At 60.6% G+C, this 22,756-nt stretch carries 18 protein-coding genes, 1 tRNA gene and 1 pseudogene; 10 read left to right on the top strand and 10 right to left on the bottom strand.

Annotated features, from left to right (window positions below; translation table 11 throughout):
• Positions 1–134: 134 nt before the first annotated feature.
• The 6 genes from Q1V60_RS20615 to Q1V60_RS20590 all read right to left on the bottom strand — a co-directional run bounded on the left by Q1V60_RS20615 (position 135) and on the right by Q1V60_RS20590 (position 6,330).
• The gene (locus Q1V60_RS20615; RefSeq protein WP_300634048.1) at positions 135–1,577 is read right to left on the bottom strand and encodes a hypothetical protein; all 1,443 of its coding nucleotides are present in this window, start codon (positions 1,575–1,577) and stop codon (positions 135–137) included.
• Between the two features lie 126 nt (positions 1,578–1,703).
• Positions 1,704–2,129 carry a YqaA family protein gene (locus tag Q1V60_RS20610; protein ID WP_300634046.1) on the bottom strand — a complete coding sequence of 142 codons (426 nt, stop codon included), beginning with the start codon at positions 2,127–2,129 and terminating at the stop codon, positions 1,704–1,706.
• Between the two features lie 3 nt (positions 2,130–2,132).
• The gene (locus Q1V60_RS20605) at positions 2,133–2,579 is read right to left on the bottom strand and encodes a DUF411 domain-containing protein (protein WP_300634044.1); all 447 of its coding nucleotides are present in this window, start codon (positions 2,577–2,579) and stop codon (positions 2,133–2,135) included.
• Between the two features lie 84 nt (positions 2,580–2,663).
• Positions 2,664–3,122 (bottom strand): SRPBCC family protein, encoded by a 459-nt coding sequence (locus Q1V60_RS20600; RefSeq protein WP_300634041.1) that lies wholly within the window; start codon positions 3,120–3,122, stop codon positions 2,664–2,666.
• An 87-nt stretch (positions 3,123–3,209) separates the two neighbouring features.
• Entirely contained in the window at positions 3,210–5,204 is a 1,995-nt protein-coding gene (locus tag Q1V60_RS20595) for a methyl-accepting chemotaxis protein (RefSeq protein ID WP_300634039.1), read from the bottom strand.
• Positions 5,205–5,334: 130 nt separating this feature from the next.
• Positions 5,335–6,330 (bottom strand): aldo/keto reductase, encoded by a 996-nt coding sequence (locus Q1V60_RS20590; protein WP_300634037.1) that lies wholly within the window; start codon positions 6,328–6,330, stop codon positions 5,335–5,337.
• 110 nt (positions 6,331–6,440) lie between these two features.
• Here Q1V60_RS20590 and Q1V60_RS20585 point away from each other — a divergent pair, with 110 nt between their 5' ends.
• Positions 6,441–7,352 carry a LysR family transcriptional regulator gene (locus Q1V60_RS20585; RefSeq protein WP_300634034.1) on the top strand — a complete coding sequence of 304 codons (912 nt, stop codon included), beginning with the start codon at positions 6,441–6,443 and terminating at the stop codon, positions 7,350–7,352.
• On the opposite strand, the gene Q1V60_RS20580 is transcribed toward Q1V60_RS20585, so the two are convergent.
• Positions 7,349–8,251, bottom strand: coding sequence for an AraC family transcriptional regulator (locus Q1V60_RS20580; RefSeq protein ID WP_300634032.1), 903 nt, complete (start codon positions 8,249–8,251; stop codon positions 7,349–7,351). The two genes, Q1V60_RS20585 and Q1V60_RS20580, sit on opposite strands and share 4 nt — an antisense overlap.
• A 102-nt stretch (positions 8,252–8,353) precedes the next feature.
• Here Q1V60_RS20580 and Q1V60_RS20575 point away from each other — a divergent pair, with 102 nt between their 5' ends.
• The 5 genes from Q1V60_RS20575 to Q1V60_RS20555 all read left to right on the top strand — a co-directional run bounded on the left by Q1V60_RS20575 (position 8,354) and on the right by Q1V60_RS20555 (position 12,768).
• On the top strand, positions 8,354–8,914 hold the full coding sequence (locus tag Q1V60_RS20575) for a carboxymuconolactone decarboxylase family protein (protein WP_300634031.1): 561 nt from the start codon (positions 8,354–8,356) through the stop codon (positions 8,912–8,914).
• A gap of 39 nt (positions 8,915–8,953) precedes the next feature.
• Positions 8,954–10,015, top strand: a complete 1,062-nt coding sequence (locus tag Q1V60_RS20570; protein WP_300634030.1) for an acyl-CoA dehydrogenase family protein — start codon at positions 8,954–8,956, stop codon at positions 10,013–10,015.
• A complete protein-coding gene (locus Q1V60_RS20565; protein WP_300634028.1) occupies positions 10,012–10,815 on the top strand; it encodes an ABC transporter ATP-binding protein in 804 nt (267 codons plus the stop codon). The genes Q1V60_RS20570 and Q1V60_RS20565 overlap by 4 nt, the downstream gene beginning before the upstream one ends.
• Positions 10,802–12,001 (top strand): ABC transporter substrate-binding protein, encoded by a 1,200-nt coding sequence (locus Q1V60_RS20560; RefSeq protein ID WP_300634025.1) that lies wholly within the window; start codon positions 10,802–10,804, stop codon positions 11,999–12,001. Before Q1V60_RS20565 ends, Q1V60_RS20560 begins: the two co-directional genes overlap by 14 nt.
• Positions 12,002–12,066: 65 nt before the next feature.
• Entirely contained in the window at positions 12,067–12,768 is a 702-nt protein-coding gene (locus Q1V60_RS20555) for an ABC transporter permease (protein ID WP_300634051.1), read from the top strand.
• A 56-nt stretch (positions 12,769–12,824) separates the two neighbouring features.
• On the opposite strand, the gene Q1V60_RS20550 is transcribed toward Q1V60_RS20555, so the two are convergent.
• Both Q1V60_RS20550 and Q1V60_RS20545 read right to left on the bottom strand, forming a co-directional pair.
• Entirely contained in the window at positions 12,825–17,729 is a 4,905-nt protein-coding gene (locus tag Q1V60_RS20550) for a membrane-targeted effector domain-containing toxin (protein WP_300634023.1), read from the bottom strand.
• A gap of 156 nt (positions 17,730–17,885) precedes the next feature.
• The gene (locus Q1V60_RS20545; protein ID WP_300634020.1) at positions 17,886–18,017 is read right to left on the bottom strand and encodes a hypothetical protein; all 132 of its coding nucleotides are present in this window, start codon (positions 18,015–18,017) and stop codon (positions 17,886–17,888) included.
• A gap of 172 nt (positions 18,018–18,189) precedes the next feature.
• Here Q1V60_RS20545 and Q1V60_RS20540 point away from each other — a divergent pair, with 172 nt between their 5' ends.
• The gene (locus tag Q1V60_RS20540) at positions 18,190–18,384 is read left to right on the top strand and encodes a hypothetical protein (protein ID WP_300634018.1); all 195 of its coding nucleotides are present in this window, start codon (positions 18,190–18,192) and stop codon (positions 18,382–18,384) included.
• Between the two features lie 9 nt (positions 18,385–18,393).
• On the opposite strand, the gene Q1V60_RS20535 is transcribed toward Q1V60_RS20540, so the two are convergent.
• Complete coding sequence (locus Q1V60_RS20535) at positions 18,394–18,774, bottom strand: fe2+ zn2+ uptake regulation protein (RefSeq protein ID WP_300634016.1); 381 nt, start codon at positions 18,772–18,774, stop codon at positions 18,394–18,396.
• 237 nt (positions 18,775–19,011) lie between these two features.
• Between Q1V60_RS20535 and Q1V60_RS20530 the strand changes: the two genes are divergently transcribed.
• The 3 genes and pseudogenes from Q1V60_RS20530 to Q1V60_RS24970 form a co-directional block, all read left to right on the top strand.
• Positions 19,012–21,297 (top strand): acylase, encoded by a 2,286-nt coding sequence (locus Q1V60_RS20530; RefSeq protein WP_300634013.1) that lies wholly within the window; start codon positions 19,012–19,014, stop codon positions 21,295–21,297.
• Between the two features lie 222 nt (positions 21,298–21,519).
• Positions 21,520–21,593 (top strand) — tRNA-Cys (locus tag Q1V60_RS20525).
• 284 nt (positions 21,594–21,877) lie between these two features.
• A pseudogene (locus Q1V60_RS24970) lies at positions 21,878–22,593 on the top strand (DUF2235 domain-containing protein); the annotation flags it as partial.
• Positions 22,594–22,756: the final 163 nt, after the last annotated feature.

The following is a 22,756-nucleotide window of genomic DNA, read 5'->3' as shown; positions in this document are numbered from 1 at the left end:
CTGACCTTCATCCAACACCATGCTGGCGGCCTTAAGCTTGAACTCACTCGAATAAGATTTACGCATATCCAAACACCTCAAATTTGGGCGCTATCATAGCGCCCGAATGAAGTGTCCAAAATCATTAGGCCAGTTCAGACTGCCTCCCAATGCATCCGCTGTTTGCTTACGTCACCGATGAAGTTTCCTGAACCACGATTTGATCTACCATAAACGTGGCAGCGGTCCCGACCGAGAGTGAAAGACGTGCACTGAGATTTTGCAGGGGGGGTGCGGCGGGTGTAGTGAACACATGGGTTACCTGTGCCCAGTTTCGGTTCGGATCCACCCACCTGGACACGCTCATCCCACCCCAGCTCCATCGGTTCGATGGTGAGCGCCGGCATTCTGACCGGGTTACCCACCACCTCAATCATGATGCTGGCTGATTCCCCAAGAGTCTGACCCGTACTGGTGAGCCACGTATAGGAAGCATTGAACGACCCGCCTACGATCTCAAAGATGATTCCAGCGGGAACCGGTGTGATTGTCTCGCCGCTATTTGGGTCGTCTACATCATCCAGGACGAAGGTTTTTCTTGAACCATCCTCCAGGGTGGCCATCAGGGTCACCCTGACACGGTGGGGAGGGTCAGGGTTTGGAGGCAGTACAACATCCGGACGTGCTTTCACACTGAAAAACGATCCGTGTTCTTTATCAAAATCTACCTGCGGGGTCACAATGCCGTTCACCAGGAACTCGGGTGCATCGCGTAGGCCCGGGTCCAGTTCACTGCGCAGGTGATACGGTTTGGAAAACTGGTACTTTTGTCCACCCGAGATATTTTCTACAAAATCGATTACTCGATAGCGGATAGTGACCTGACCTTTGAGGCTGCCTTGCTCGATCTTCGCCTTAGGAATATGCACTTTGACTTCACCGGCATCAACGTCTGCCTGGGTCACCCGCTGTGGTGTTATTTCAATGCCGTCCCATTGCAGTTCAATCAGGTCATTCCTGCGCATGTGCAGGTAAGTATGGATGACGCACCACAGACCACCCGATATGTTTCCCGGTTTGATAACACTGTCTTCCGGAAAGCCTTCAATGTGCATGGTCAGTCCATCATGCCATCCGGGCAGTCCGGGTTCAGGGTCTTTACTGACACCGCCTGGACGGGTGATCTTAATGTAGATTAATTGCCCTGGTGATTCACTCGTGGTGCCAGCGCCTGTGCGCTCAACACGCCCATACAAAAAGACTTCGCCTTCAGGGACCTCGTGTGCCGGTATATGCAGGGGATACTGATCCAGTTCGGTCGACGAAACCGCATCATGCGCCAACGGAAGATGATCCCTGTTGGTGTACACGTAGTAGTCGTCGAAGAGCTTCAAGGTGGTCCAGCGATCGAACACCATTGTAAGATTAGGTACCACTTGTCGAATGCCTAGCCCGTAGGCGTAGGGCTCATCGGTAAACTTGCCCATGTCTACGTGGGAAAACTTTGAGAACGGTTCGTCGAGAATATCGTCGATCTTTTGCTCATCCAAAGGCAACGGTGTTTTTTTTTCAGAACGATTAGCTGGATAAGTGGGCATGAACAGCACTCCTTTCTATGAGGCGTATGCGTGCGAAGCATGGCGTATAGGCCAGAGTAATAAAGCGCCAAGCAAGAAAAGGTGTCTAGCTGTCAGAATTGACAGTGACGACAAGTGGTCGCCTGACTACATCAGGACTACTGCAGCCAGTGCCATATAGCGCACGCTCTTGGCCAGACCAACCAATAGCAAAAACCGCCACAAAGGCTCACGCATCACCCCGGCCACCAGGGTCAGCGGATCACCGATGATCGGCAGCCAACTGAGCAACAACGTCCAATGCCCCCAGCGCGCGTAACGCCTGCGGGCTTTGTCCAGTTGCCTGGCATTCACCGGAAACCAGCGCCGCGCCTTGAAGCGTTCTACCGAGCGGCCGAGCAGCCAATTGACCACCGACCCCAGTACGTTGCCCAGGGTGGCAACGGCCAGCAACAGCCACAGGTTGTAATGCCCGTTGAGCAGCAGGCCGACCAGCACGGCTTCCGATTGCAGGGGCAATAACGTCGCGGCGCCGAATGCCGCGAAGAACAGTGCCAGGTAACCCGTCAGCACCGGTCAGTGAGCCGGATACTCGGCCACCACCACATCCTTGCCGTCGCGGGTCAGGCCGATAACCTGATAGGCCTCGCTACGCCCCTCTACTTCCATGCCCGGCGAACCCAAAGGCATACCGGGTGCCGCGAGGCCCAGCAGGTCGTCACGCTTGCGCAAGGCCACTACCTGCTCGGCGGGTACATGGCCTTCGATGAACTTGCCGTCGATCACCGCGGTGTGGCACGAGCCAAGGCGCGGAGCTACTCCCAGGCGCTGTTTGACTGCGCTCATGTCGGCTTCAACGTGATCGTTGACCTTGAAGCCGTTGCTCTCCAGGTGACTGATCCACTTTTTGCAGCAACCGCAATTGGCGTCGCGGTGCACGTCGATGGGAATCAGGACGGCGGCCTGGGCCAGGGTAGTGCTGAACAGGGCGCAGAGCAGGGCCAGTCGCAGTGGGTTTTTCATCGTGGGGGTCTCACTGAAAATGCGGCAATAAATCGCGCATTCTCCCTGCTTTTTGCAGTGGGGCGCCGGTGTAGTGTTTCTAAATTATACGAAGCTGGGGGTTTCCAGCCGCTGCTTGAGCTGGTCCAGCGCAAGGGCGGACAGCTCGATCATGCTTTTATGAAGGGCCGCCAGTTGCAACTCGGTCTCATAAGTCAGTACGCGCTTGAATAACGTGCCGCCTTGCTGAGCTTGCAGGAAATAATGGGTAGCGCCGTCGAGAGCCAGCGAAGTGAACGCAGTACGGAATTCACTGGGGCAGCGAGCTATTTGCACGCGGTAGCTCATGGGCACGCGTATGCCCAGCAGGTCGATTATTTCAGTAAACCGCGTACCAACCGGCAGTGAACCGCGGGTGCCGGTGTCCACGCCAAGGGAGGTGGAGTGCCATTCGTGCCAGCGGTCGGGTTGGGTCACGTAGTTGTAGACGGTCTCGATCGGGGCCTGGATGAAGCGTTCCTGACTGATTCGCTCCACGCGGATCGGTTGATCAATAACGTGCATGACACACCTCATGTGCGACGGGGTTTTAAATCAGGAGCTGTCAGAGTAGTTGACTCCCGCGCTTTGCACGGGAGTCTCGCGGCTGGATCAGCGCACTTTAAAGCGCCCCATCAAGGCAATCACCCGGCCATTGGCTTCCAGCAGGCTGTGGGTATTGGTTTCGGTGGCATGGCCGCTTTGTACCAATTCTTCAACCATCTGTCGGATCTGCACCATGCTGCGGTTGATCTCTTCGGTCACTGCGCTCTGTTGCTCGGCGGCCGTCGCGATCTGGGTGCTGAGGTTGTTGATATGGCTGACTGAACCGGCCATCTCATCGAGCCCGGTATTTACCCGCGCCGTGGCATCCGCCGCCGACTGGCAACTGGCCTGGGTGTTTTCCATGGCCGCTACCGATGAGCTGACGCCGGTGGTCAAGCGCGCCAGCATCTCGTTGATCTGAGAGGTGCTGGCCTGGGTGCGTGCGGCCAATGCGCGTACTTCATCGGCCACCACGGCAAACCCTCGGCCCTGTTCGCCGGCCCGCGCCGCTTCAATCGCGGCGTTGAGCGCCAACAGGTTGGTCTGGCCGGCGATGGCGCCGATCACGCCGAGGGTTTCGGTGATACGCGCCGCGTCCTGGCGCATGTTTTCAACCGTGTGGGTCGCGCTGGCCACCTCGCCGATCAAGGCGCTGACACTGGTGGACGCTTCGCCCACCACCACCCGGGAGCGGTCGGCGTGTTCGCTGGCGCGCTGGGTGAACGCTGCCGTTTCAGCGGCGTTTTGCGCGACGGTGTCGGCGGTGGAGCTCATTTCGGTGATTGCGGTCACCGTCTGATCCGTTTCCGAAGCGTGGCGCGACAGGATCTGGTTGGTGTGCGCCGAGGTTTGCTGCAGTTGCGCAAGGCCCGAAGACATGGCGCCGGTGGCCTGGGTCACTTCGCCGATCATGTTTTGCAGATACACGATAAAGCGGTTCACCGAGTGGCCGATGGCGCCCAGTTCGTCTTCGGCGCGGATAGTGATGCGTCGCGTGAGGTCGGCGTCGCCGGCGGACAGCGCGTCAATATTGCCTTTCAGCGCTCTCATGCGCTGTACCAGTTGGCGAATGGCGTACGCCGCCAGCAGCACCAGCAGGATCACCATCGGGATTTGCAACAGTGCCAGGCTGCCGAGCACGTCATTGCGCTGGGCGGTGATCAGCGAGGTGGGCAGGGCGGTCGCCAGGAACCACGGTGTGCCCTCGATCGGGCGCAGGTAGAAGGTGCTGTCCACGCCTTGGTTGTCGAACTCACTGCGTTGCAGGGCCTGGTCGCGATGGGCGAGGGCTTTGCTAACCTGCGCGGCGAAGGCCGAGGTACCGGTCAGTTCGCTGATGTTCTTCAACACCACCGGGCCGCTGATGCGCGAGCTGTTGCTGATGATCTTGCCGTCGCCTTCGACGATCAGCATTTGCCCGCCGATGTCTTTTTCCTTGCTGGCCACCAGGTCATTGAAGAAGCCCAGGGTCACGTCGATGGTCGCCACGCCATAGGCGGCGCCGTCACGCTGGATCGCCATGGCGCAGTTGGTGCGCGGTTCCTGGCTGGCGTCGTCTTTGTAGGCGGCGGCCCAGGCGCATTGGCCACGGGGTGAGGCGAGGCCGCCCTTGTACCAGCTCTGGTCGTAATAGTTGGGCGCGGCGTCACTGTTCCAGAAGGTATTGACCGCCAGCTTGCCCGAGGCATCACGGTGCCAGAACGTGCTGTGTTTGTTACGCCCAGGCGTGCGCTGACTGGGCAGCGGCCAGATACCGCCACCGAACACTTTCAGCTCGCCGTACTGATCCACCAGGCCGGGCAGGACCTTGTCGATGGCGTCGCTGTCGAGCAACGGGATCGTTTGGGTGATGGTGCGTTGCTGGGCTTGAACCTTGTTCAGTTCGCCTTGAATCTGTTCGGCCACCTCGCCGATGCGATTGAGTACCACCTGTTCTTCGGTGTATTGCAGCTTGGGCGCGACCAGCTGGCCGATGCCCACGACGGTCAACACCAATAACACCAGGACGAATAGCACCAGAAACAGGGTATAGCGGGCTTGGATGGAGCGCAGTGGGGGCATGGGGTCGTCCTTACGAAGCATTATTGTCGACGCGGCTTTGTTAGAGCTTCGTCGGGCTATCGGCCTGGACGTGGGGAGCTTTAGGTACGTGCGTGCGAAAGTGCCGGCGCCGTCGGACGGCGCCGCCTGCTCAGATCTCCAGCATGGCCATGACGTCGTCGGGATAGCGCATGCCGGCTGCGGCGTGCGTCGGGAAGATCGCTGCCAGCAGCGCCAGTTCGGCCGGCGTCAGGCTGATCGACACGGCTGCCACATTCTCTTCCAGGTATTTGCGCTGCTTGGTGCCTGGGATCGGCACGATGTAATCGCCCTGCGCCAATACCCACGCCAGCGCGAGTTGGCCGGCCGTTACGCCTTTATCCGCCGCCAGCGCTTGCACCTGTTCGACCAGTTGCAGGTTTTTCGCAAAATTCCCGCCCTGGAAACGCGGGTTGAAACGGCGGTAGTCATCGGCGCCGAAATCTTCCGGGCTCTTCAATGCGCCGGTCAGAAAGCCCCGGCCCAGCGGGCTGTAAGGCACGAATGCGATGCCCAGGCGTCGGCAGGCGGCGAGGCAGCCGTTGTCTTCCTGATCGCGGCTCCACAACGAATATTCACTTTGCAGGGCGCTGATGGGGTGGACCTTATGCGCCCGCTCCAACGTAGCGGCGGACGCTTCGCTCAGGCCCAGGTAACGCACCTTGCCCTGTTGCACCAGCTCGGCCATGGCGCCGACGGTTTCTTCGATGGCGACCTCGGGGTCGATGCGGTGCAGGTAATACAGGTCCAGGGTTTCAATACCCAGGCGTTGCAGGGTGCCGTCGATGGAGGCGCGAACGTATTCGGGGCGCCCATTCACGCCGCGCAGCGCCGGGTTTGCCGGGTCGCGCAGGATGCCGAACTTGCTCGCCAGGAACACCTGGTCGCGCTTGCCGGCGATGGCCTTGCCGATCAGTTGTTCATTGGTGTGGGGGCCGTACATGTCGGCGGTGTCGAGAAAGTTGACGCCCAGTTCCAGGGCGCGGTGCAAAGTGGCGAGGGCCTGCGAGGTGTCGGTGCCTGGGGCGTAGAAATCGCTCATGCCCATGCAGCCGAGGCCGATGGCGGACACGTAAGGGCCGTTCTTACCGAGTTGACGAGTGTGCATGGTTCAGCTCCTGTGATGAGGGCGCCATTGTCGCGCTCGACAAAACCTTGATAAACCGGCTAAAAGCACTATCACTATTCGCAAAATCTAAACAATACCCAGAGGTTACCGTGGACCGTCTCAACGCCATGCGCGTATTCACCCGGATCGTGGAGTTGGGCGGTTTCGCCAAGGCGGCGGACAGCCTGCAACTGCCCCGCGCCTCAGTGACTATCCTGATCAAGCAACTGGAGGCGCACCTTGGCGTACAGCTGCTGCAACGCACCACCCGCCAGGTCAGCCCGACCCTGGACGGCGCGGCCTATTACCAGCGTTGCGTGCAGTTGCTGACGGACCTGGAGGAAACCGAGGCGGTGTTTTCCTCCCGCCGACAAAACCCGCGAGGCACATTGAGCATTGATATGCCGTCGGGCATCGGCCGGTTGATCGTGATTCCGGCGCTGCCGACGTTCACCGCGCTCTATCCGCAGATCGAGCTGGATATCGGGCTCAACGATCGCCCGGTGGATTTGATTCGCGAAGGGGTCGATTGCGTGCTGCGCGGTGGCCTGGCGCTGGACGAATCCCTGGTGGCGCGACCGCTGGCGATGATGGACCAGTTGACCCTGGCCAGCCCCGCTTATCTGCAGCGCATGGGCGTGCCCGCCAGCCTGGACGACTTGGCGCGGCACCAGATGGTCGAGTACGTCTCCAGCGCCAGCGGCAAGCGCTTTGGCCTGGAATTCCAGCTCGGTGCCGAGCTGCGCACGGTCAACTTGGCGAAAGTGGTCGCGGTGAACAGTTCCGATGGGTACTTCGCGGCTTGTGAAGCCGGCTATGGGCTGATCCAGGCGCCGCATTATCACGCCATGAAGCAACTGGCCGAGGGCACGCTGGTGGAAGTGCTGCCGCAGTTGGCCGTACCGAATATGGCGCTGACCGCGCTGTACCCGCCGCATCGTCAGCTGTCCCAGCGGGTACGGGTGTTTGTCGATTGGCTGGTGGCGCTGTGCGCGCAGCCGGGCAATGGTTTGCGCCGCTAGCTTTGCGCGCGGCGGTAGGCCCCCGGTTGTTGCCCGGTGACTTTATGAAAGGCCCGAGTAAACGCCGCCACCGATTGATAGCCCACCGCCAGCGATACGTCCGCCACGGTGTGGTCCGCCTTGAACAACTGGCAGGCGTGGCGCATGCGCATCATCAACAGCACCTGGCCCGGTGACTGTCCGCACAGTTCATTGAAACGTTTGAAAAACGCCGAGCGTGACAGCCCGGTGCAGGCGGCCATGCTCTCCAGCGTCCAGCTATCCGCCGGGCATGCAATCAATTGCTCCAACAAACGGGAAAATGCCGGTTGCCGACCGAGTGCCGCCAGGCCGCCCAATTGGGTGTTATCGAGCACTTGTTGACGCAGCACATACAGAAACAGCAGATGGCAGAGACGTTCGAGCAAGGCCGAGGAGGGCGCCGGCAGGCGTTCGCACTCCTGCAGGATCAGTTCGAACAGATTGCGCGCGGCGGTCAACGACGGGTCGCCGGCGCGCAGGATGATCCAGGCGGGCAGGCTGTCGACAATCATCGCCGACAGCCCGGATTGGAAATGAAAGAAGCCGCAGACCAGGCCCACTCCGTCCTCAGCGTTGCTGTCCAGGGGCAGCATCGGGCGGCGCGGGCATTCCCGTGCGCCTTCTGCGGTGTCTGCGCCAGAGAGCCGATACTCCACGTCGCGCAGCAAGAATACGGCGTCGCCATTGTTCAGGTATTCAGCCGGGTGGCCGTCGATATGCAGCCAGCATTGGCCTTGCACAATCAGATGAAAACTCGCGCGGGCCAGGCCATGGGTGTTTGCGTGCCAGTTGCCGCAATACCGGCCGACATGAAACAGGCTGGTGTTGAGTTCGAGGCTGTCTAATAACCAATCGACAAGTGCGCTGGACGAATTCATCTAATGAAAAGACTCTAGAGCAAGTAATCGCTACTTTAGCCTATTGAGGGCTTTTTTTATAACCAACAGACTGGAGCGATTCACCCATGAGGAGACCACTCCATGTCCCGTGTACCGTTGCTTACCCCTGAAACCGCGCCGGAAGCGGCCAAGCCCTTTCTGGAAAACGCGCTGAAAGGCTCGGGGTTCATCCCCAATCTGCTCGCCGTATTGGCCAATGCTCCGGCAGCGTTGGAAACCTACATCACTGTCTCTGCGCTGAATGCCAAGTCAGCATTGAGCCTGGCGGATCGTGAAGTGGTGCAACTGATCGCGGCCACCAGCCACGGCTGCGATTTTTGCGTTGCCGGGCACACCGCCGTGGCGCGCAACAAAGCCAAGTTGCCTGAAGAGGTCATTGAGGCGCTGCGCCAACGCGGTGAACTGCCCGACGCTCGCTATGAGACACTCGCCGCGTTCACCCGTGAAGTGATCGCCACCCGTGGCGATGTCAGCGATGCAGGCTATGACGCGTTCCGCGCCGCCGGCTATACCGATGGGCATGCCCTGGAAGTTATTCTGGGGGTCAGCCTGGCGACGCTGTGCAACTTCGCCAACGTGTTCGCGCGTACACCGTTGAACCCCGAGCTGGCGCCATATCGTTGGGAAAAACCGGCCAGTTGAATCGGCGCGGGTCCTCTGTAGGAACAAGGAGAAACAGACATGCTTGACCCAATCTTGAGCCGTTGGCTCGATGTTCAAGCGCAGGCCCTGGACGTGGGCAGTTGCGATCCTCAGGAAGTACTGCCGCGCCTGGCAGAAGCCAATGTGTTGAGCGTCGGCGTGCCCAAAGCCCTTGGCGGCCTGGGCGGCGACGTGGCCGGTGCGGTGGAGGCCATCGCCAATATTGCCAGCCATTCCCTGGCGGCGGCGTTCGTCTGCTGGGGCCAGCGCTCCTTTATCGAATACCTGCTGCAAAGCCCTAACGAACGGCTGCGCGAGCAACTGCTGCCGGACTTGATCAGCGGCAAGCTGGCCGGTGCCACAGGGCTGTCGAATGCGATGAAATTTTTGTCCGGCATCGAGACGCTGCAGATCAGCGCCGAACCCACCGACCACGGCTGGACCCTCAACGGTCGCCTGCATTGGGTGACCAACCTGCGCAAGAGTGGCTTCGTCGCCGCTGCGGCCATCGAGCATGCCGGTGGCGGCGCGCCGTTTGTGCTGGCGATCCCGGACTCAGTGGCCGGCTTGCAGCGCTCCCGCGACCTGGAACTGCTCGGGTTGCAGTCAAGCAATACCGCCGCCCTCGGCCTGGAAGGCGTGGAACTGAGCCGCGACTGGTTATTGCACGAGGATGCGCGCCGGTTTCTGCCCGCCGTGCGCCCGGCGTTCCTGGGCTTGCAATGCGGCATGTCGATTGGGCTGGCGCGGCGCTCCCTGGCGGAGGTGGCCCATCACTTGGGTGCATCGCGCACCGTGTTGCGTGACGAACTCGAAGCGCTGCGCGTGACCCTCGATCACCTGGTCAATGAACTCAAGAGCGGCCTGCTGGCCGGGCGTTTCGCCGCCGAACCGGTGCCGTTGTTCAAGCTGCGCATTGCCCTGGCGGAAACCGCCGCCAGCGCTGTGCAACTGGAGTTGCAGGCCAGCGGTGGCAAGGCCTACCTCACCGCCCACGGCAGCGGCTTTGCCAGGCGTTGGCGCGAATCGGCGTTTGTGCCGATCGTCACGCCCAGCCTGGTGCAACTGCGGACCGAGCTGCAACGCCAGGCCAACCTATGAAGCCGACGGTATTGACGGCCCAGGGTGTTTGCCTGGGGTATGCCAGTGGCCCGGTGTTGGAAGGTTTCGACTTGCAGTTGCAGCCCGGCGAAGTGGTGTCGATCCTCGGCCCCAGCGGCGTGGGCAAGTCGAGTCTGTTACGCGTGCTGGCCGGTTTGCAGGCGCCCCAGGGCGGCAGCGTATGCGTGCTGGACGAGCCTTTGAACGGCCCGCATCCACGGGTGGCGGTGGCGTTTCAGGACCCAAGCCTGCTGCCCTGGCTGAACCTTGAAAAGAACGTCGCCTTCGGCCTGGATTTCGCCCGGCAACCGCACCTTGGCAGCGAAGCGCGCCGCCAGCGTGTCGACCATGCGATTGCCGCGGTCGGCCTGGAACACGCCCGCCATCAATTCCCCGCGCAGTTGTCCGGCGGCATGGCCCAGCGCACCGCATTGGCGCGCTGCCTGGCACGCCAGCCACAGGTGTTGCTGCTGGACGAGCCCTTCGGCGCGCTGGATGAAGTGACCCGCGCGGACATGCAGCACCTGTTGCTCAAGGTCAATCGCGAACAGGGCTCGGCGGCGGTGTTGATCACCCACGATATCGATGAGGCGTTGCTGTTGTCTGACCGCATCCTGCTGCTGGGCAATCGCCCCGCGCGCACCTTGGGTGAGTGGCGAATCGACTTGCCGCAACCGCGTGAGGAACAGGTCGAAGCCATCGGCGCGCTGCGCATCGACATTCTTAAAACCTTGCGGCAGGCGAGCCGCCGTCAACCCAACCCCCTTGAAACGCTGGAGCCTAGCCATGTGTCTGGATGACCTCACCCACTCGCGCCGTGACTTTCTCAAACTCTCGGCGGTGCTCAGCGCCGCCGGCGCCTTGCCGCTGCTGAGCAGCCTGCAGGCGCGGGCCGCCAGTGAGCCCGACGCGCCGGTACGCATCGGCTACCTGCCCATCACCGATGCCACGCCACTGTTGGTCGCCCACAACAATGGGCTGTTCGAAGCCGAGGGCATCAAGGCCGAACGCCCGGTGTTGCTGCGCAGTTGGGCTCAGGTGATCGAAGCGTTTATCTCGGGCCAGGTCAACGTGATTCACCTGCTGTCGCCGATGACCGTGTGGGCGCGCTACGCCAGTAAGGTGCCCGCCAAAGTGGTGGCATGGAACCACGTGGGCGGTTCGGGCCTGACCGTGGCGCCGGGCATCACCGACGTGAAGCAGTTGGGCGGCAAGACGGTGGCGATTCCTTTCTGGTATTCGATTCATAACGTGGTGGTGCAGCAGCTGTTCCGCGATAACGGGCTGACGCCGGTGGCGCGTGCGTCGAGTGGCGCGATTGCCGCCAACGAAGTCAACCTGATCGTGCTGTCGCCTTCGGACATGCCGCCGGCTTTGGCCAGCAAGCGCATCGACGGTTATATCGTCGCCGAGCCGTTCAATGCCCTGGCGGAGAACCTCAAGGTTGGCCGCGTGCAGCGCTTTACCGGCGATGTATGGCGCAATCATGCGTGCTGTGTGGTGTTCATGCACGAGCATGACCTGACCCAGCGTCCGGAGTGGTCGCAGAAAGTGGTGAACGCCATCGTCAAAGCCCAGGTGTGGACCCGCGACCACCGCGAAGAGGCGGTGAAGCTGCTGTCCAAGGACGGCCCGAACCGCTACACGCCGCATGCCGAACCGGTGTTGAGCAAAGTGCTCGCGCCTGCCGCCGCCGATCGCGCCGCGTACCTGGCCGATGGCGCGATCCGGCACGCCCATTGGGACGAGCACCGCATCGACTTCCAACCTTACCCGTTCCCCAGCTACACCGAAGAACTGGTACGCCGCCTCAAAGACACCTTGATCGAAGGCGACAAGCGTTTCCTCGCCGACCTCGACCCGGCTTTCGTGGCCAAAGACCTGGTGGACGACCGCTTCGTGCGCAACGCCATTGAGGCCGTCGGCGGCATGCAGACCTTTGGCCTGCCCGACGGTTATGCGCGGCATGAGGAGATTGGCGTTTGAACAGCGGTAAAACCGTCGCGTGGCCGGGCTGGTTGCTCGGGTTGGTCGGCCTGGCAGGGTTGTTGATGCTCTGGTGGCTGGGGGTAAAACTGTTTGGCGAGGCGGACGGCCTGTCAGCGCGCTTTTCCCTGGCGGCAACCTTTGCCAGCCTGTGGGAGTTGCTCGGGCGCGGTGAGTTGTATGTGCACATCGCGGTGAGCCTCAAGCGTATCTTCGTCGGGCTGTTCCTGGCCTTGCTGGTGGGCGTGCCGTTGGGCCTGCTGGTGGGCAGTTCACGCAACCTGGAGGCGACCACCACGCCGGCCTTTCAGTTTTTGCGCATGATCTCGCCATTGTCCTGGATGCCTATCGTCGTAATGCTGATGGGGGTAGGGGACCAGCCGATCTATTTCCTGCTGGCGTTCGCCGCGGTGTGGCCGATCATGCTCAACACGGCGGCGGGCGTGCGTCAGCTCGACCCGCGTTGGCTGCAATTGAGCAAGAGCTTGAGCGCCACGCGCTGGGAAACGTTGCGTCGGGTGATCATTCCAGGCGTGGTGGGGCACGTGTTGACGGGGGTGCGCCTGGCCATCGGCATTTTGTGGATCGTGCTGGTGCCGTGCGAAATGCTTGGGGTGAGTGCGGGGTTGGGGTATTACATCCTCGATACCCGTGATCGGCTGGCGTATTCGGAACTGATGGCGATGGTGGTGCTGATCGGGCTGCTGGGGTTCGCGCTGGATGCATTGGCGCGCTGGCTGCATCAACGCTGGGTGCACGCTGACTGAGGGCTCGAGCCGCTGCCTCGGTTGTGCGCAGGCAGCGGCGCGACGGTTTGCCTGGGTCACTCGCCCGTGAAGATTTGCAGGTCCCCCGTGATGTCCTCGTGGGTTTTCAGCTCACCCTTCGGGCCCGGTCGCAGGTCTGTGGATTGGGTGCCGTAGCCCACCTTGATGCCGGCCCTCTCATAGATACCAATGCCAACGCCGCCGGTCGCTTCGGCCAGACCGCGTACGCCCTGGGTGGTGTTGATGTGCTGGCGGCCGACCAAGGCAATGACCTTGCCCTTATGTGCGTGGCGCTGCAGCTCACGGGCGGCGTAGTAGTTCATCTCCTTGAGCCGCTGCAGGTTTCGAGCAGCGGGGCTCTGGCTGGTATAGGCAACGCGCTCATGACGGTGGCGGGTCAGGTAGACGTGATCGAGGGGCACCACTTCAATGCCGTTGGCCTTGAAGGTGGCGATCAGTGTCTGCAAATTCAAATTAGGGTCGTCGGGCCGGTGGTTGGGGCCGGTGGCGCCCATCCCAGCGTCCTTGAGCTGCATTTTGTTGTCATAGATGACGCCCTCTATCCCGATCACCTTGACGTTTTTACGCTTAAACGCGGCGATGTTTTCCTGCAGGGTACGAAATGACGCCAGGCTGAGGTGGTTCTCGCCGAAGATGACAATATTCGAGCTGTCCAGGGCTTTTTCGATCACCTGGCTGATCGGTTCAAAGGGTTCCATCTCGGGGAGTGCGGGGCGCGGTGGTTCAGGCGCCGCCAGGCTTCTGTTCATCTCCAGTTCGAAGCGACCCTGGGTGGCTTGCCTGCGGCTTGGCGTGAAATGGGTTTCGCTGGGCGCACCTTTGATGAAATCCACATACTCCTCGGCTGGCGGCGGCAGATGATCGGTCTTGGGCACGATGGGTACCGCGCGGCCATCCCCCTGGCGTGTTGCATGGTAGGGCTTCTTGTATGGATGCGCCCGGTCCACTGCGCGCGCGTTGAGGCGCGCCTTGGCGTTGATATCGGGTGACGGCGGCATGAGCGTATGGGCCGGATTGAACGCCACCAAGGGCGGACCATAGGGCCGCTGGCTGTTGGCGTCGAATGCGTACCACTGGTCGTTGTGTTTTATCGCGTTGCCGTTCAAGGCACGCTTACCCACGTTTATCCTGCCCGTCGCGGCTGCCTCGAAGCGCTTGCCGGCGGCGCTCAGTTCGCCGAGCGCCACCGTTCCCTTGAGGCTTCGCAGCCCGTTTTTCGCCGCGCCGGCGGCCTCGAAGGCGACTTTTCCCGCGCCGATTATCATGCCGTCCGCGCCATTGAACGGGTTGAGCTCTTTCGCCAGGGACGGCACCATGATTCTGGTGACCTTGACGGCCTTGCTCGCGGCCGATGCCGACGTCTTCAGCACGTTTGCCGCTTTGGCGGCGGCCCCGGCCCCGGCGGTGACGAAGCCGAAGACATCAAAGGCGAGGTCGTTGACGGCCTCGCTGTAGTCGCCCTTGTTGAAGTTCACAATGGCCGAACGCAGAGGAATCAGATCGAGAAACCAATCGCGCAGGGTATCCAACCGATCGTTGTCGCGCTCTGAGGAGGTAGCGCCCGCAGCGGCTTTACGGATGGCAGGGTTGTCCAGGTCCAGTGCCTTGACGATTGACTCGGCGAGGTAGTGGGTTCGGTGATGGGTGAACATGTAGGGCTGGGTTGCCGTGCCGGGCTGTTCGGCATCGAGTGGGTGGCGCTTGGTGTCGCTCGCGTCAAACCAATTCAGCACTGGGCCGCCACCTAGGAAGTGGGCGAATGTCTGCATGCCTTCAACGAGCTTTTTTAGCTTGATGTCAGGAAAAAACTCTTCATATTTTATTATCTCGCCCGGCGCGGGCGTCGGCACACGCGGTATTTTCGGGCTGCCTAGGGGTTCGATAACGCCTTTTTTCGTATCGAATGCATAGTCGCAGACCTTTCCGTTGTTTTCTGCGCTGACCAGTATCCTCGGGCTGGTGTGGAAAAGTGTCGGCGACATGAAGGGCACGGGATTTTTCTTGTAGCTTTTCTCCAGGTAATAGCTGATTTTTCCGAAGCTGAGATTCTTCTTGTGTTCGGGCGCCAGGTTGTTGAGGGCGTTGACGACGCTAAGGTATTTGACCTTTTTAAAGTTGGCGACCGCCTCGGAAAACGCTGCGTCGAAAGCGGTTTGAATATTGAATTGCGGGCGCTTGGTGAAGGCGACGAAGGTCGCCAGGTCAACGGGCTGTGTGCCTATTTTGATGGACCAGCGGTGATCCATGACGACCTGTTCCATCACGATTTCGCGCATGGAGTAGGGTCTTCCGGGTTTTGGCGGCAGGGTGTCGGACAGCCTTGTGAATATTTTCTCATCGAAGTCCACGTCCTTTCCGAACTCGTCCATGAGCAGATCCAACGCCATCGTCGCGCGGTCCGGCATGACGGTGTCCATTAAGGCGCTGCCTTCCTTGAGTTTTTCCTGCTGGTTGCTGAACGCCGCCCGCGCCCGATCGAGGTCGTCCTGGCTATACAGTTCATCGCCTTTTGCTTGAAGAATGTTATTGCTGACGCCCCAGTCCACCAGCGCCGCTGTCTGTGCCGCCGCGGGCGCGGGGGGTAATGCGGCGGCTTTGACCATCACCTCGGCGAACGTCATGTTGGCCGCGCTACCGGCAGCCTTTGCTTCAATGGCGGCCACTGCGAGGCAAAGGTTCGCCCAGGCTTGGGTGCCCTGGCGCACGTTGTCGGGCATATCCCTGACCAGGTATTGCGGGGCGGTGCGCATCAATAACAGGTGGGTTGCCGCCTTTGCCAGCGCGGGGGATGCCCGCCCCGTGTCAATCAAGTGCTGCCGCAACTCCTGGGTGACGGTCGAGGCAGGTTCGCCCCACAGGCTTTCCCGGGCCAGATCGAAACCGGCCACCCGGTTGCGGTGAGGCGCGGTAATGGATTCCGGGTCCAGCGTCAGTTGCAGCGCGGCCAGGGTGTAGTGATTGACGCTGGAGTCTGTGTGGATGCCGTTCAGTTTGCTTTGCAGGGCCAGGCCCAGCGCCTGGCCTTCAGGGGAGCTGACGAGACTTTCCAGCGCCTTGATCGGGTCTTGTAACGCCTCATGGGACAGCGACAGGCCGCTGTTCAAATACCCCAGTACGTCACGTTCCGGCCCTGCCTGCGATGAGTGCGCGCCGAGGTTGGCATGCGCGCTTGCAGCCGTTCGCAGCGCCTGTTGCTGACTGATATCCAGCGGGATCGGCCAGGACAAACCACCACCAAAATTGCCGAACGGATGTTGACGCGCCTTCAATGCTGCCGTCTCTGCCAGAGACAGCAGCTCGCGCCTGGTCTTGGGCAGTGCCAAGCCGTTCTCGGTGATGAAGGCTTCGACTGTGGCGGGTAGGTCGGGCTCCAGGATGTAGGCCTGATACTGGGTCGAGCCCGACGCTATGTTCATCGGCGTGTTTTGCAGGGAGGCCGCTACGTCCCGCGCGGGGGCCTGCTCGGGCAGGCGGTGGTAGGCCTGGTTCAGCTGCTGTGCCAGGTATTGCCAGTTTTTGCGGTCCTCCAATTGCTGATTGAGTGCCTGGCGGCCGTCCACGTTGCTTAAGCGGTCCTGCAGCGATTGAGTACGCGCCCATAGCGCGTTGGTGCCGTCGAAATGCAGGCTCAGGTCAGCGGCTTGCTGCAGGTCAGCCATGACTTGCGGCGCTCGCCAGGGGTCATCATGCTGCACGGTGTTTTCGGGCTCATACAGCGCCTGCAACTGTTTACTCAGCCTGGATCGATGAAGCTGCAACAGTTGCGGCACGCCGCTGGCGATGACGTCGGCGGTGACGGGCGCGAGGTGTTGGCTCAGGTCGTTGCTCCAGTTACTGCCGAGGCTGTGCTGGAGCGGCAATGGCAGTGTCTGTTTCAATTGCTCCGCTGCTTGCGGATCTACGCGCAGGCGCTGGCCGAGCTTTTCAAATGCCTGTGCCGGGCTGTCGAACGTTTCATAACCCTCGCGCGGGGTGTACAGCACCGTCAGGCCGGATTGTTCGGCGGGGTGCAAGGTCCTGTCCGTTTCCGGTTTGTCGTAAGGGCGTGCAGCGGATGACCCGTCGCTGCCGGTAATCATGAACGCGCCGGCCAGCAGCGTTCCGGATGGCATCGGCAGGTTGAGCTTCAGCGGGTAAACCCCCGGCCGCTCGCGATCCTGCATGGCGCTTTCTCGAGCCGCCAGGGTGGGGTACTCGATGGCCTTATCGATCAGCGTCCTGGCGGCAGGGCTCAGGGTGCCGTCCTCCACCCTCAGGGCCGCCAGGGTAGATAACATCTCCCGATGTATACCCAGCAACTGATCCTGGTGTGACGTGGGGTTGACCTCGCCCGGGCGCGGCTGCGTCCAGAACTGTGTAAAGCGCTCGGGCAGGTCGTTTTCGATGGCCTGGGCCATTGTCAGCAGCGAGCTGTCGGCGCTTAACTGCTGATCACTTTCGCTGGGTTCGGCCGTGGTGTAAAAGCCGACTTCCGTAACACCTGGGCGTGTCGGCGACGGCGGTTCAACCGCGGTGTTGAGCTTGCGTAGCGCGTCGAATAGCGCTTCGGTGATGCTTTGCGTCGAGACCAGCGTGCGCTGCCCCTGTTCATCGGTGTAATAGCGATGCACGTACAGTGAAGAGGCGTCCACGGCAGGGGTGGCGCTGAAGCTGCGGGCGAGTTGTTGCTCGATGACGCTGCCGAGCGTTGGCTGGCGCAGCAGCAGCGCCTGAATATTCCGATTGAGCGCCTGGTATTGATTGAGCAACAGGCGCTGATCGGTTATTTGCAGGCCGCTGAGCAGGTCCGGGCGAACCGCACTGACCGGTGCAATCCCTTGCACCGTGGGAAGCGTCGATGCCGACGCCTGTTGTGGCGCAAGACGTGGCTGCGGGGGCAAGGTGTTTTCCAGGGAGGAAACGTCCCGGCGGATACGAAGGTTGGCGAGGGCTGAAATCAATTGAGTGATCCAAGTGACGTTGGCCCAGGTTTCCCTATGATGATTCGACGAGTGATGCTTCCTTGTTGGGCTTCATATACTTGGGTCTATAACGTCGGAGCGTTCCGCACAGGCGTGCTGCTTATCCTGTATCCACGGGTGTCCGGGAGGGGAGCATCAACGACGCTCGTAGCCTCGGCCACCCTCATCGCGGTGATCATGCCAGCCGCCACCATGGGGGAAGAAGAAGCAACCGCTCATGCTCAGCATGATCAGCAAAGGAATCAACAGGGCGAATCGGCGCAGCATTTCAAATCCTCCAGAGTCATAACGAGATCAATCAGGCGCCGAACGAGCCAAAGCTATTCATCGCCTGTAACATAAGACCTTGCTGGCCCTGGTCCATCCCCGTTTTCGGGTAGGTACTTGGCATGCGCGGCGATACACAGTGGATACATTCTTAAAGGTTCGGGAACTCGTCATGACCCAAAAGCAACGTTTGAAATACTCGATTCTGATTGCCCTGTCCGTCCTGGCCTCGATGTTCGGCCTGTCTTACCTGCAGAACATCGGCGTGATCAGCGAAAAAACCTTCCAGTACCTGGCCATTGCGATTGCCGTGGTGGTCGTCGTGATCAACGGCATCATGCGCCGCAAGGTCAAGCCTCACTTCTGATTGCGTGATTCAGACACGCCCTTCGAGCACTTTGGCAGCCTCTTCGTGGAGGCTGTAGCTCTTGTCGGCATTGAGGGTAATCACGCCCTCGCTGCACAGGCGCTTGAGCACCTCGCGCACACTGAGAAACGATAACGGGATGCCCAGTTCCAGCAAATGGCTGTGTACGCCGCGCACGCCCAGGGTGCGTTGGTTGCCGGCAGCGGTGAGCAGGGCGTCGATGACCTTCAGCCGAATCAGGCTGGTGCGCAGGCCGAAACACTTGAGCAAATGGCGAATCCGCTGGTTGCCCTGCTGTTCGGGCGTTTTGTCGAGCCCTTGCGGGCCATTGCCGAAACTGGCCTCGGCGGTTGATGAGTGTCCATCCGTGGGCGCTTGTGGGTTGTACATGCAAAAACTCCTTATCAGAGCCTGATCAGCAAAATGATGGTGCTCTTATTCAATAAGACGAACGAACGAGCAAAATCATGAAGCGCAGGATGTAGAAAATTTGTCGGTATCGGGTTTGTCACACTGCGCCCGCCTGGGATGAACCTGTCGCGCGGCTAAATTATTTCCAGTGGATTGCGTCCTTACGGTGGGGTAGTTGCCCCTATCGAGGGTGTTCAATTTGACTGTGGAGTCGGCGTGATTATTTTCAACGGGTTGGCCAGGGTAGGCGTGGCAGGGCTGTTGCTGGGGTTGAGCCTGGCGGCGTCGGCGCGCGAGCAGGTAGCGCAGGTGCAGGCGTCGGCAGAGATTAGGCGTACCACCTATGGCGTGCCGCATATCCGCGCCGGCGATGAGCGCGGCCTGGGTGTTGGCATCGGCTATGCGTATGCCCACGACAACCTGTGCCTGCTGGCCAATGAAATCGTCACGGTGAATGGCCAGCGTGCCAGATTCTTCGGCCCCGAGCAGGCAACCCTGGAGGAGCGCAACAACCTCGCCAGCGATGTGTTCTTCACCTGGCTGAACACACCGAGCGCGGTGGAGGCATTCTGGGACGCGCAAACCCCGCAAATCCGCCAGCGTATCGAAGGCTACGTGGCAGGCTTCAACCGTTATCTGAAAGAGCAGGGCGCACCGGCGCAGTGTCAGGCGGCGTGGGTGCGCCCGCTAGTCAAAGAAGACCTGATCAAATTGACCCGCCGGCTGCTGGTAGAAGGTGGCGTCGGGCAGTTCGCCGAAGCGTTGGTTGGCGCGACGCCTCCCCAGGCCACGGCCGCCGTGCAGCCAGGCGCCAAGGCATTCGAACTGGCCGCTGTCCATCAGCAGCGCTTCAGCCTTGACCGGGGCAGCAACGCCGTCGCGGTGGGCCGAGATCGCTCCTTCAATGGGCGCGGCATGTTGCTGGCCAATCCGCATTTCCCATGGGTGGGCGGCATGCGCTTTTACCAGATGCACCTGACCATCCCCGGCCAGCTGGATGTAATGGGCGCGGCGCTGCCAGGCTTGCCGGTGGTGAATATCGGTTTCAACCAGCACGTGGCGTGGACGCACACAGTGGACACCTCCAAGCATTTCACCCTGTATCGCCTGACACTCGACCCCAAGGATTCCACCCGCTATCTGCTCGACGGCAAGTCCTTGCCCCTGGATAAAACCACGTTGACGGTACAGGCCAAACAAGCCGATGGCAGCCTCAAGGACGTTGTGCACACGGTTTACAGTTCGCAGTTCGGCCCGGTGGTGCAGTGGCCCGGCAAACTGGACTGGGACACCCATTACGCCTACAGCCTGCGCGACGCCAACCTCGGCAACGATCGCGTGCTGCATCAGTGGGACGCCATGAACCGCGCCGGCAGCCTCAAGGAACTGCAAACCTCAGTGCACAGCCTGCAAGGCATCCCGTGGGTCAATACCCTGGCTGCCGATGACCAGGGCCAGAGCCTGTACATGAACCTATCCGTGGTGCCCAACGTCAGCGCCGCCAAGCTCGTGCAATGCAGTGACCCGCGGGCCGGCCTGCAAATGATCATGCTCGACGGCAGCCGCAGCGCCTGCGCCTGGGACATCGACCCTCAAGCCGCGCAAGCGGGAATCTTCCCGGCCGCCCAACTGCCGCAACTGCAACGCACCGACTACGTGCAGCATTCCAACGATTCCGCCTGGATGGCCAACCCCAAGGCGCCGCTCACCGGCTACTCCCCGGTGATCAGCCAGGACAACATCGGCCTCGGCCCCCGTGCCCGGTTCGCCCTGCAACGCCTGCAATCCCTGGAGAAACAGCCGGTCACCGTTGGCGACCTGCAAAACATGGTCATGGACAACGAGGTGTACCTGGCGGGCCAAGTCATGCCTGACCTGCTGCAATTCTGCGCCAAATACCTCGGCGACGATGCTGCCGCGCTCCAGCCACTGTGCACCAGCCTGAAAACCTGGGACCAGCGCGCCAACCTCGACAGTGGCCTGGGCCTGGTGCACTTCATCAACCTGGTGGAACACCTGCAGCACATTCCCGATGCCTGGCGCGTCGCCTTCGACCCGGCCCACCCGCTGACCACCCCCAGCGGCCTGGCCATTGAACGCGCGCCCGTGGCCAAAGCCCTGCGCGACGCCATGCTTGCTTCGAGCAGCGCAGTCAGCAAACTTGGCCCGAGCCGTTGGGGGGACATCCAAGTCCACGGCCAAACCCCCATCCACGGCGGCCCGCAAGAGCTGGGCATCTACAACGCCATGCAAACCGTGCCCCGCGCCGACGGCAAACGCGAAGTCGTAAGCGGCACCAGCTATTTGCAAATCGTCACCTTCGACGACAAAGGGCCCCAGGCCTTAGGCGTGCTGGCGTTCTCCGAATCCAGCAATCCCGAGTCAAATTACGCCAAAGACCAGACGCAAGCGTTCTCCGAGAAAAAGTTGCGCCCACTGCCGTTCACCGAAGCCCAGATCAAGGCCGACCCGCAGTACCAGGAACAACGCATCAAGGAGTAGGGCAGGCACGCAACCCCTTGATGCCAATGCGAAATATTTTTGAAATCAAGGGGTTGCAGGTAAAAGCAAATGAGTACATAATGGCGCCCATCGAACGCATTGAGGCATTAAAAACTTCAATGTATTCAGTGAGTTACGTACGTTAGAGTAGAGGCGCGCTTCACAGAGCCCACTCAAGTTTGTATGCGGTGAGTGCCGGTGACACAGGCATTGATCGTTTGAGGCCGAGTAGCAAAATGGTTATGCAGCGGATTGCAAATCCGCCTACGCCGGTTCGATTCCGACCTCGGCCTCCACTCTTAGAAACCCCGTAGATTAATGTCTACGGGGTTTTTTATTGTCTGCGATTTGTGAGAGGAGGCTGTTGAGCTGGCTTCGCTCGGGTGTTTGCTGTTCATCCCAGTAATAGAAAAAATGCTCGTGTTAGTAATTTTAAGCACCAAAGCTCCGCCGACTTTTGGCGCCTCACACTAATAACTATACGGCTCACACTCATCCGGTTTCTGAGCCGCTCAGTGCACCAGCGCTGCTTCGTAGGTTGGTCAATGCCGTGGAGAGGGGGCGTGATGACCGCCATTCAGGCCCGCGCATCTATGAACCACAAATCGATCAGACCCAGCTCAGTCAGGCCGTCAAGGAATTCAAGTTCGACTACACCGGCCAGAAGCGCGAGCAGTCCCGCTGGCAAGGCACAGTGACGGATGTGGTGTTACGCGACGCGATTTATCTGCTTAACGAAGATGATGAATCCAGGGACCACGCCGCCCTCAAGACGACAGGCGATCTGCGCAGTAAGCAACTGTTCCGTGACGCTCAAGTCACGCCCAGCGCAGACCCCGACATGGCTCGGCTGGTGGGCGTTGTTCGATGACCAGATACACGACTCGCGGGCCTGGTCCATGCACGACAAGTTGAAGTCGGGGGAGTTGTGGGCCGGTTATTTCTTTTATCGCATGGCCTATTTCGGTAACAGCAATAGCCGCGATTTGTCTCCGGTTGTAGTCGCCGGTCGCCTCTTGGGCGTGGCGATGATTGCCGGTGCTACGGTGTATGACGTCGAGCGCCGTGGCGTAATAGGTGGTGTTGGCGGGCTTGCGGCGTGCATTGGGATGGCGACTGTCGGCTATCAGGTGATCGACAAGGCCTCTGGTTTCGTGGACGTTCTTGCCGGGAGCGGAACAACTCCTGCAACCGACCAGCCATATTGGCGCTGTCGTGTCGGAGCAAAAAACGTCAAATCGCACGGGCATGTGGCGCAAGGCGGGCAATTTGTTCGAACCGAATAAGGTCGGTTAAGGCGTAAGAAATACATCATTCTGAGACTGTCAGAAATTTTGTGTTCGGGCATAACATGTAGCTAGAGGTGCATGTATGCCGACTAAAAAGAAGCCCGCCAATGCAGCAGCGAGGGAGTTACCCTCGATCCCCCAAGAACTGATCGAGCAGTTTGTTAAAGGCC

The sequence above is a fragment of the Pseudomonas sp. genome (genome assembly GCF_030147005.1).
Taxonomy (GTDB): Bacteria; Pseudomonadota; Gammaproteobacteria; order Pseudomonadales; family Pseudomonadaceae; genus Aquipseudomonas.
This window is presented reverse-complemented; position numbering and strand designations above follow the sequence as displayed.

Bases quoted from the DNA above. Each gene is read 5' to 3' on its own strand.
- Q1V60_RS20615 (WP_300634048.1), bottom strand. From the start codon at position 1,577: ATGCCCACTTATCCAGCTAATCGTTCTGAAAAAAAAACACCGTTGCCT.
- Q1V60_RS20605 (WP_300634044.1), bottom strand. From the start codon at position 2,579: ATGAAAAACCCACTGCGACTGGCCCTGCTCTGCGCCCTGTTCAGCACT.
- Q1V60_RS20600 (WP_300634041.1), bottom strand. From the start codon at position 3,122: ATGCACGTTATTGATCAACCGATCCGCGTGGAGCGAATCAGTCAGGAA.
- Q1V60_RS20595 (WP_300634039.1), bottom strand. From the start codon at position 5,204: ATGCCCCCACTGCGCTCCATCCAAGCCCGCTATACCCTGTTTCTGGTG.
- Q1V60_RS20590 (WP_300634037.1), bottom strand. From the start codon at position 6,330: ATGCACACTCGTCAACTCGGTAAGAACGGCCCTTACGTGTCCGCCATC.
- Q1V60_RS20580 (WP_300634032.1), bottom strand. From the start codon at position 8,251: ATGAATTCGTCCAGCGCACTTGTCGATTGGTTATTAGACAGCCTCGAA.
- Q1V60_RS20575 (WP_300634031.1), top strand. From the start codon at position 8,354: ATGTCCCGTGTACCGTTGCTTACCCCTGAAACCGCGCCGGAAGCGGCC.
- Q1V60_RS20570 (WP_300634030.1), top strand. From the start codon at position 8,954: ATGCTTGACCCAATCTTGAGCCGTTGGCTCGATGTTCAAGCGCAGGCC.
- Q1V60_RS20565 (WP_300634028.1), top strand. From the start codon at position 10,012: ATGAAGCCGACGGTATTGACGGCCCAGGGTGTTTGCCTGGGGTATGCC.
- Q1V60_RS20560 (WP_300634025.1), top strand. From the start codon at position 10,802: ATGTGTCTGGATGACCTCACCCACTCGCGCCGTGACTTTCTCAAACTC.
- Q1V60_RS20555 (WP_300634051.1), top strand. From the start codon at position 12,067: ATGCTCTGGTGGCTGGGGGTAAAACTGTTTGGCGAGGCGGACGGCCTG.
- Q1V60_RS20545 (WP_300634020.1), bottom strand. From the start codon at position 18,017: ATGCTGCGCCGATTCGCCCTGTTGATTCCTTTGCTGATCATGCTGAGC.
- Q1V60_RS20540 (WP_300634018.1), top strand. From the start codon at position 18,190: ATGACCCAAAAGCAACGTTTGAAATACTCGATTCTGATTGCCCTGTCC.
- Q1V60_RS20535 (WP_300634016.1), bottom strand. From the start codon at position 18,774: ATGTACAACCCACAAGCGCCCACGGATGGACACTCATCAACCGCCGAG.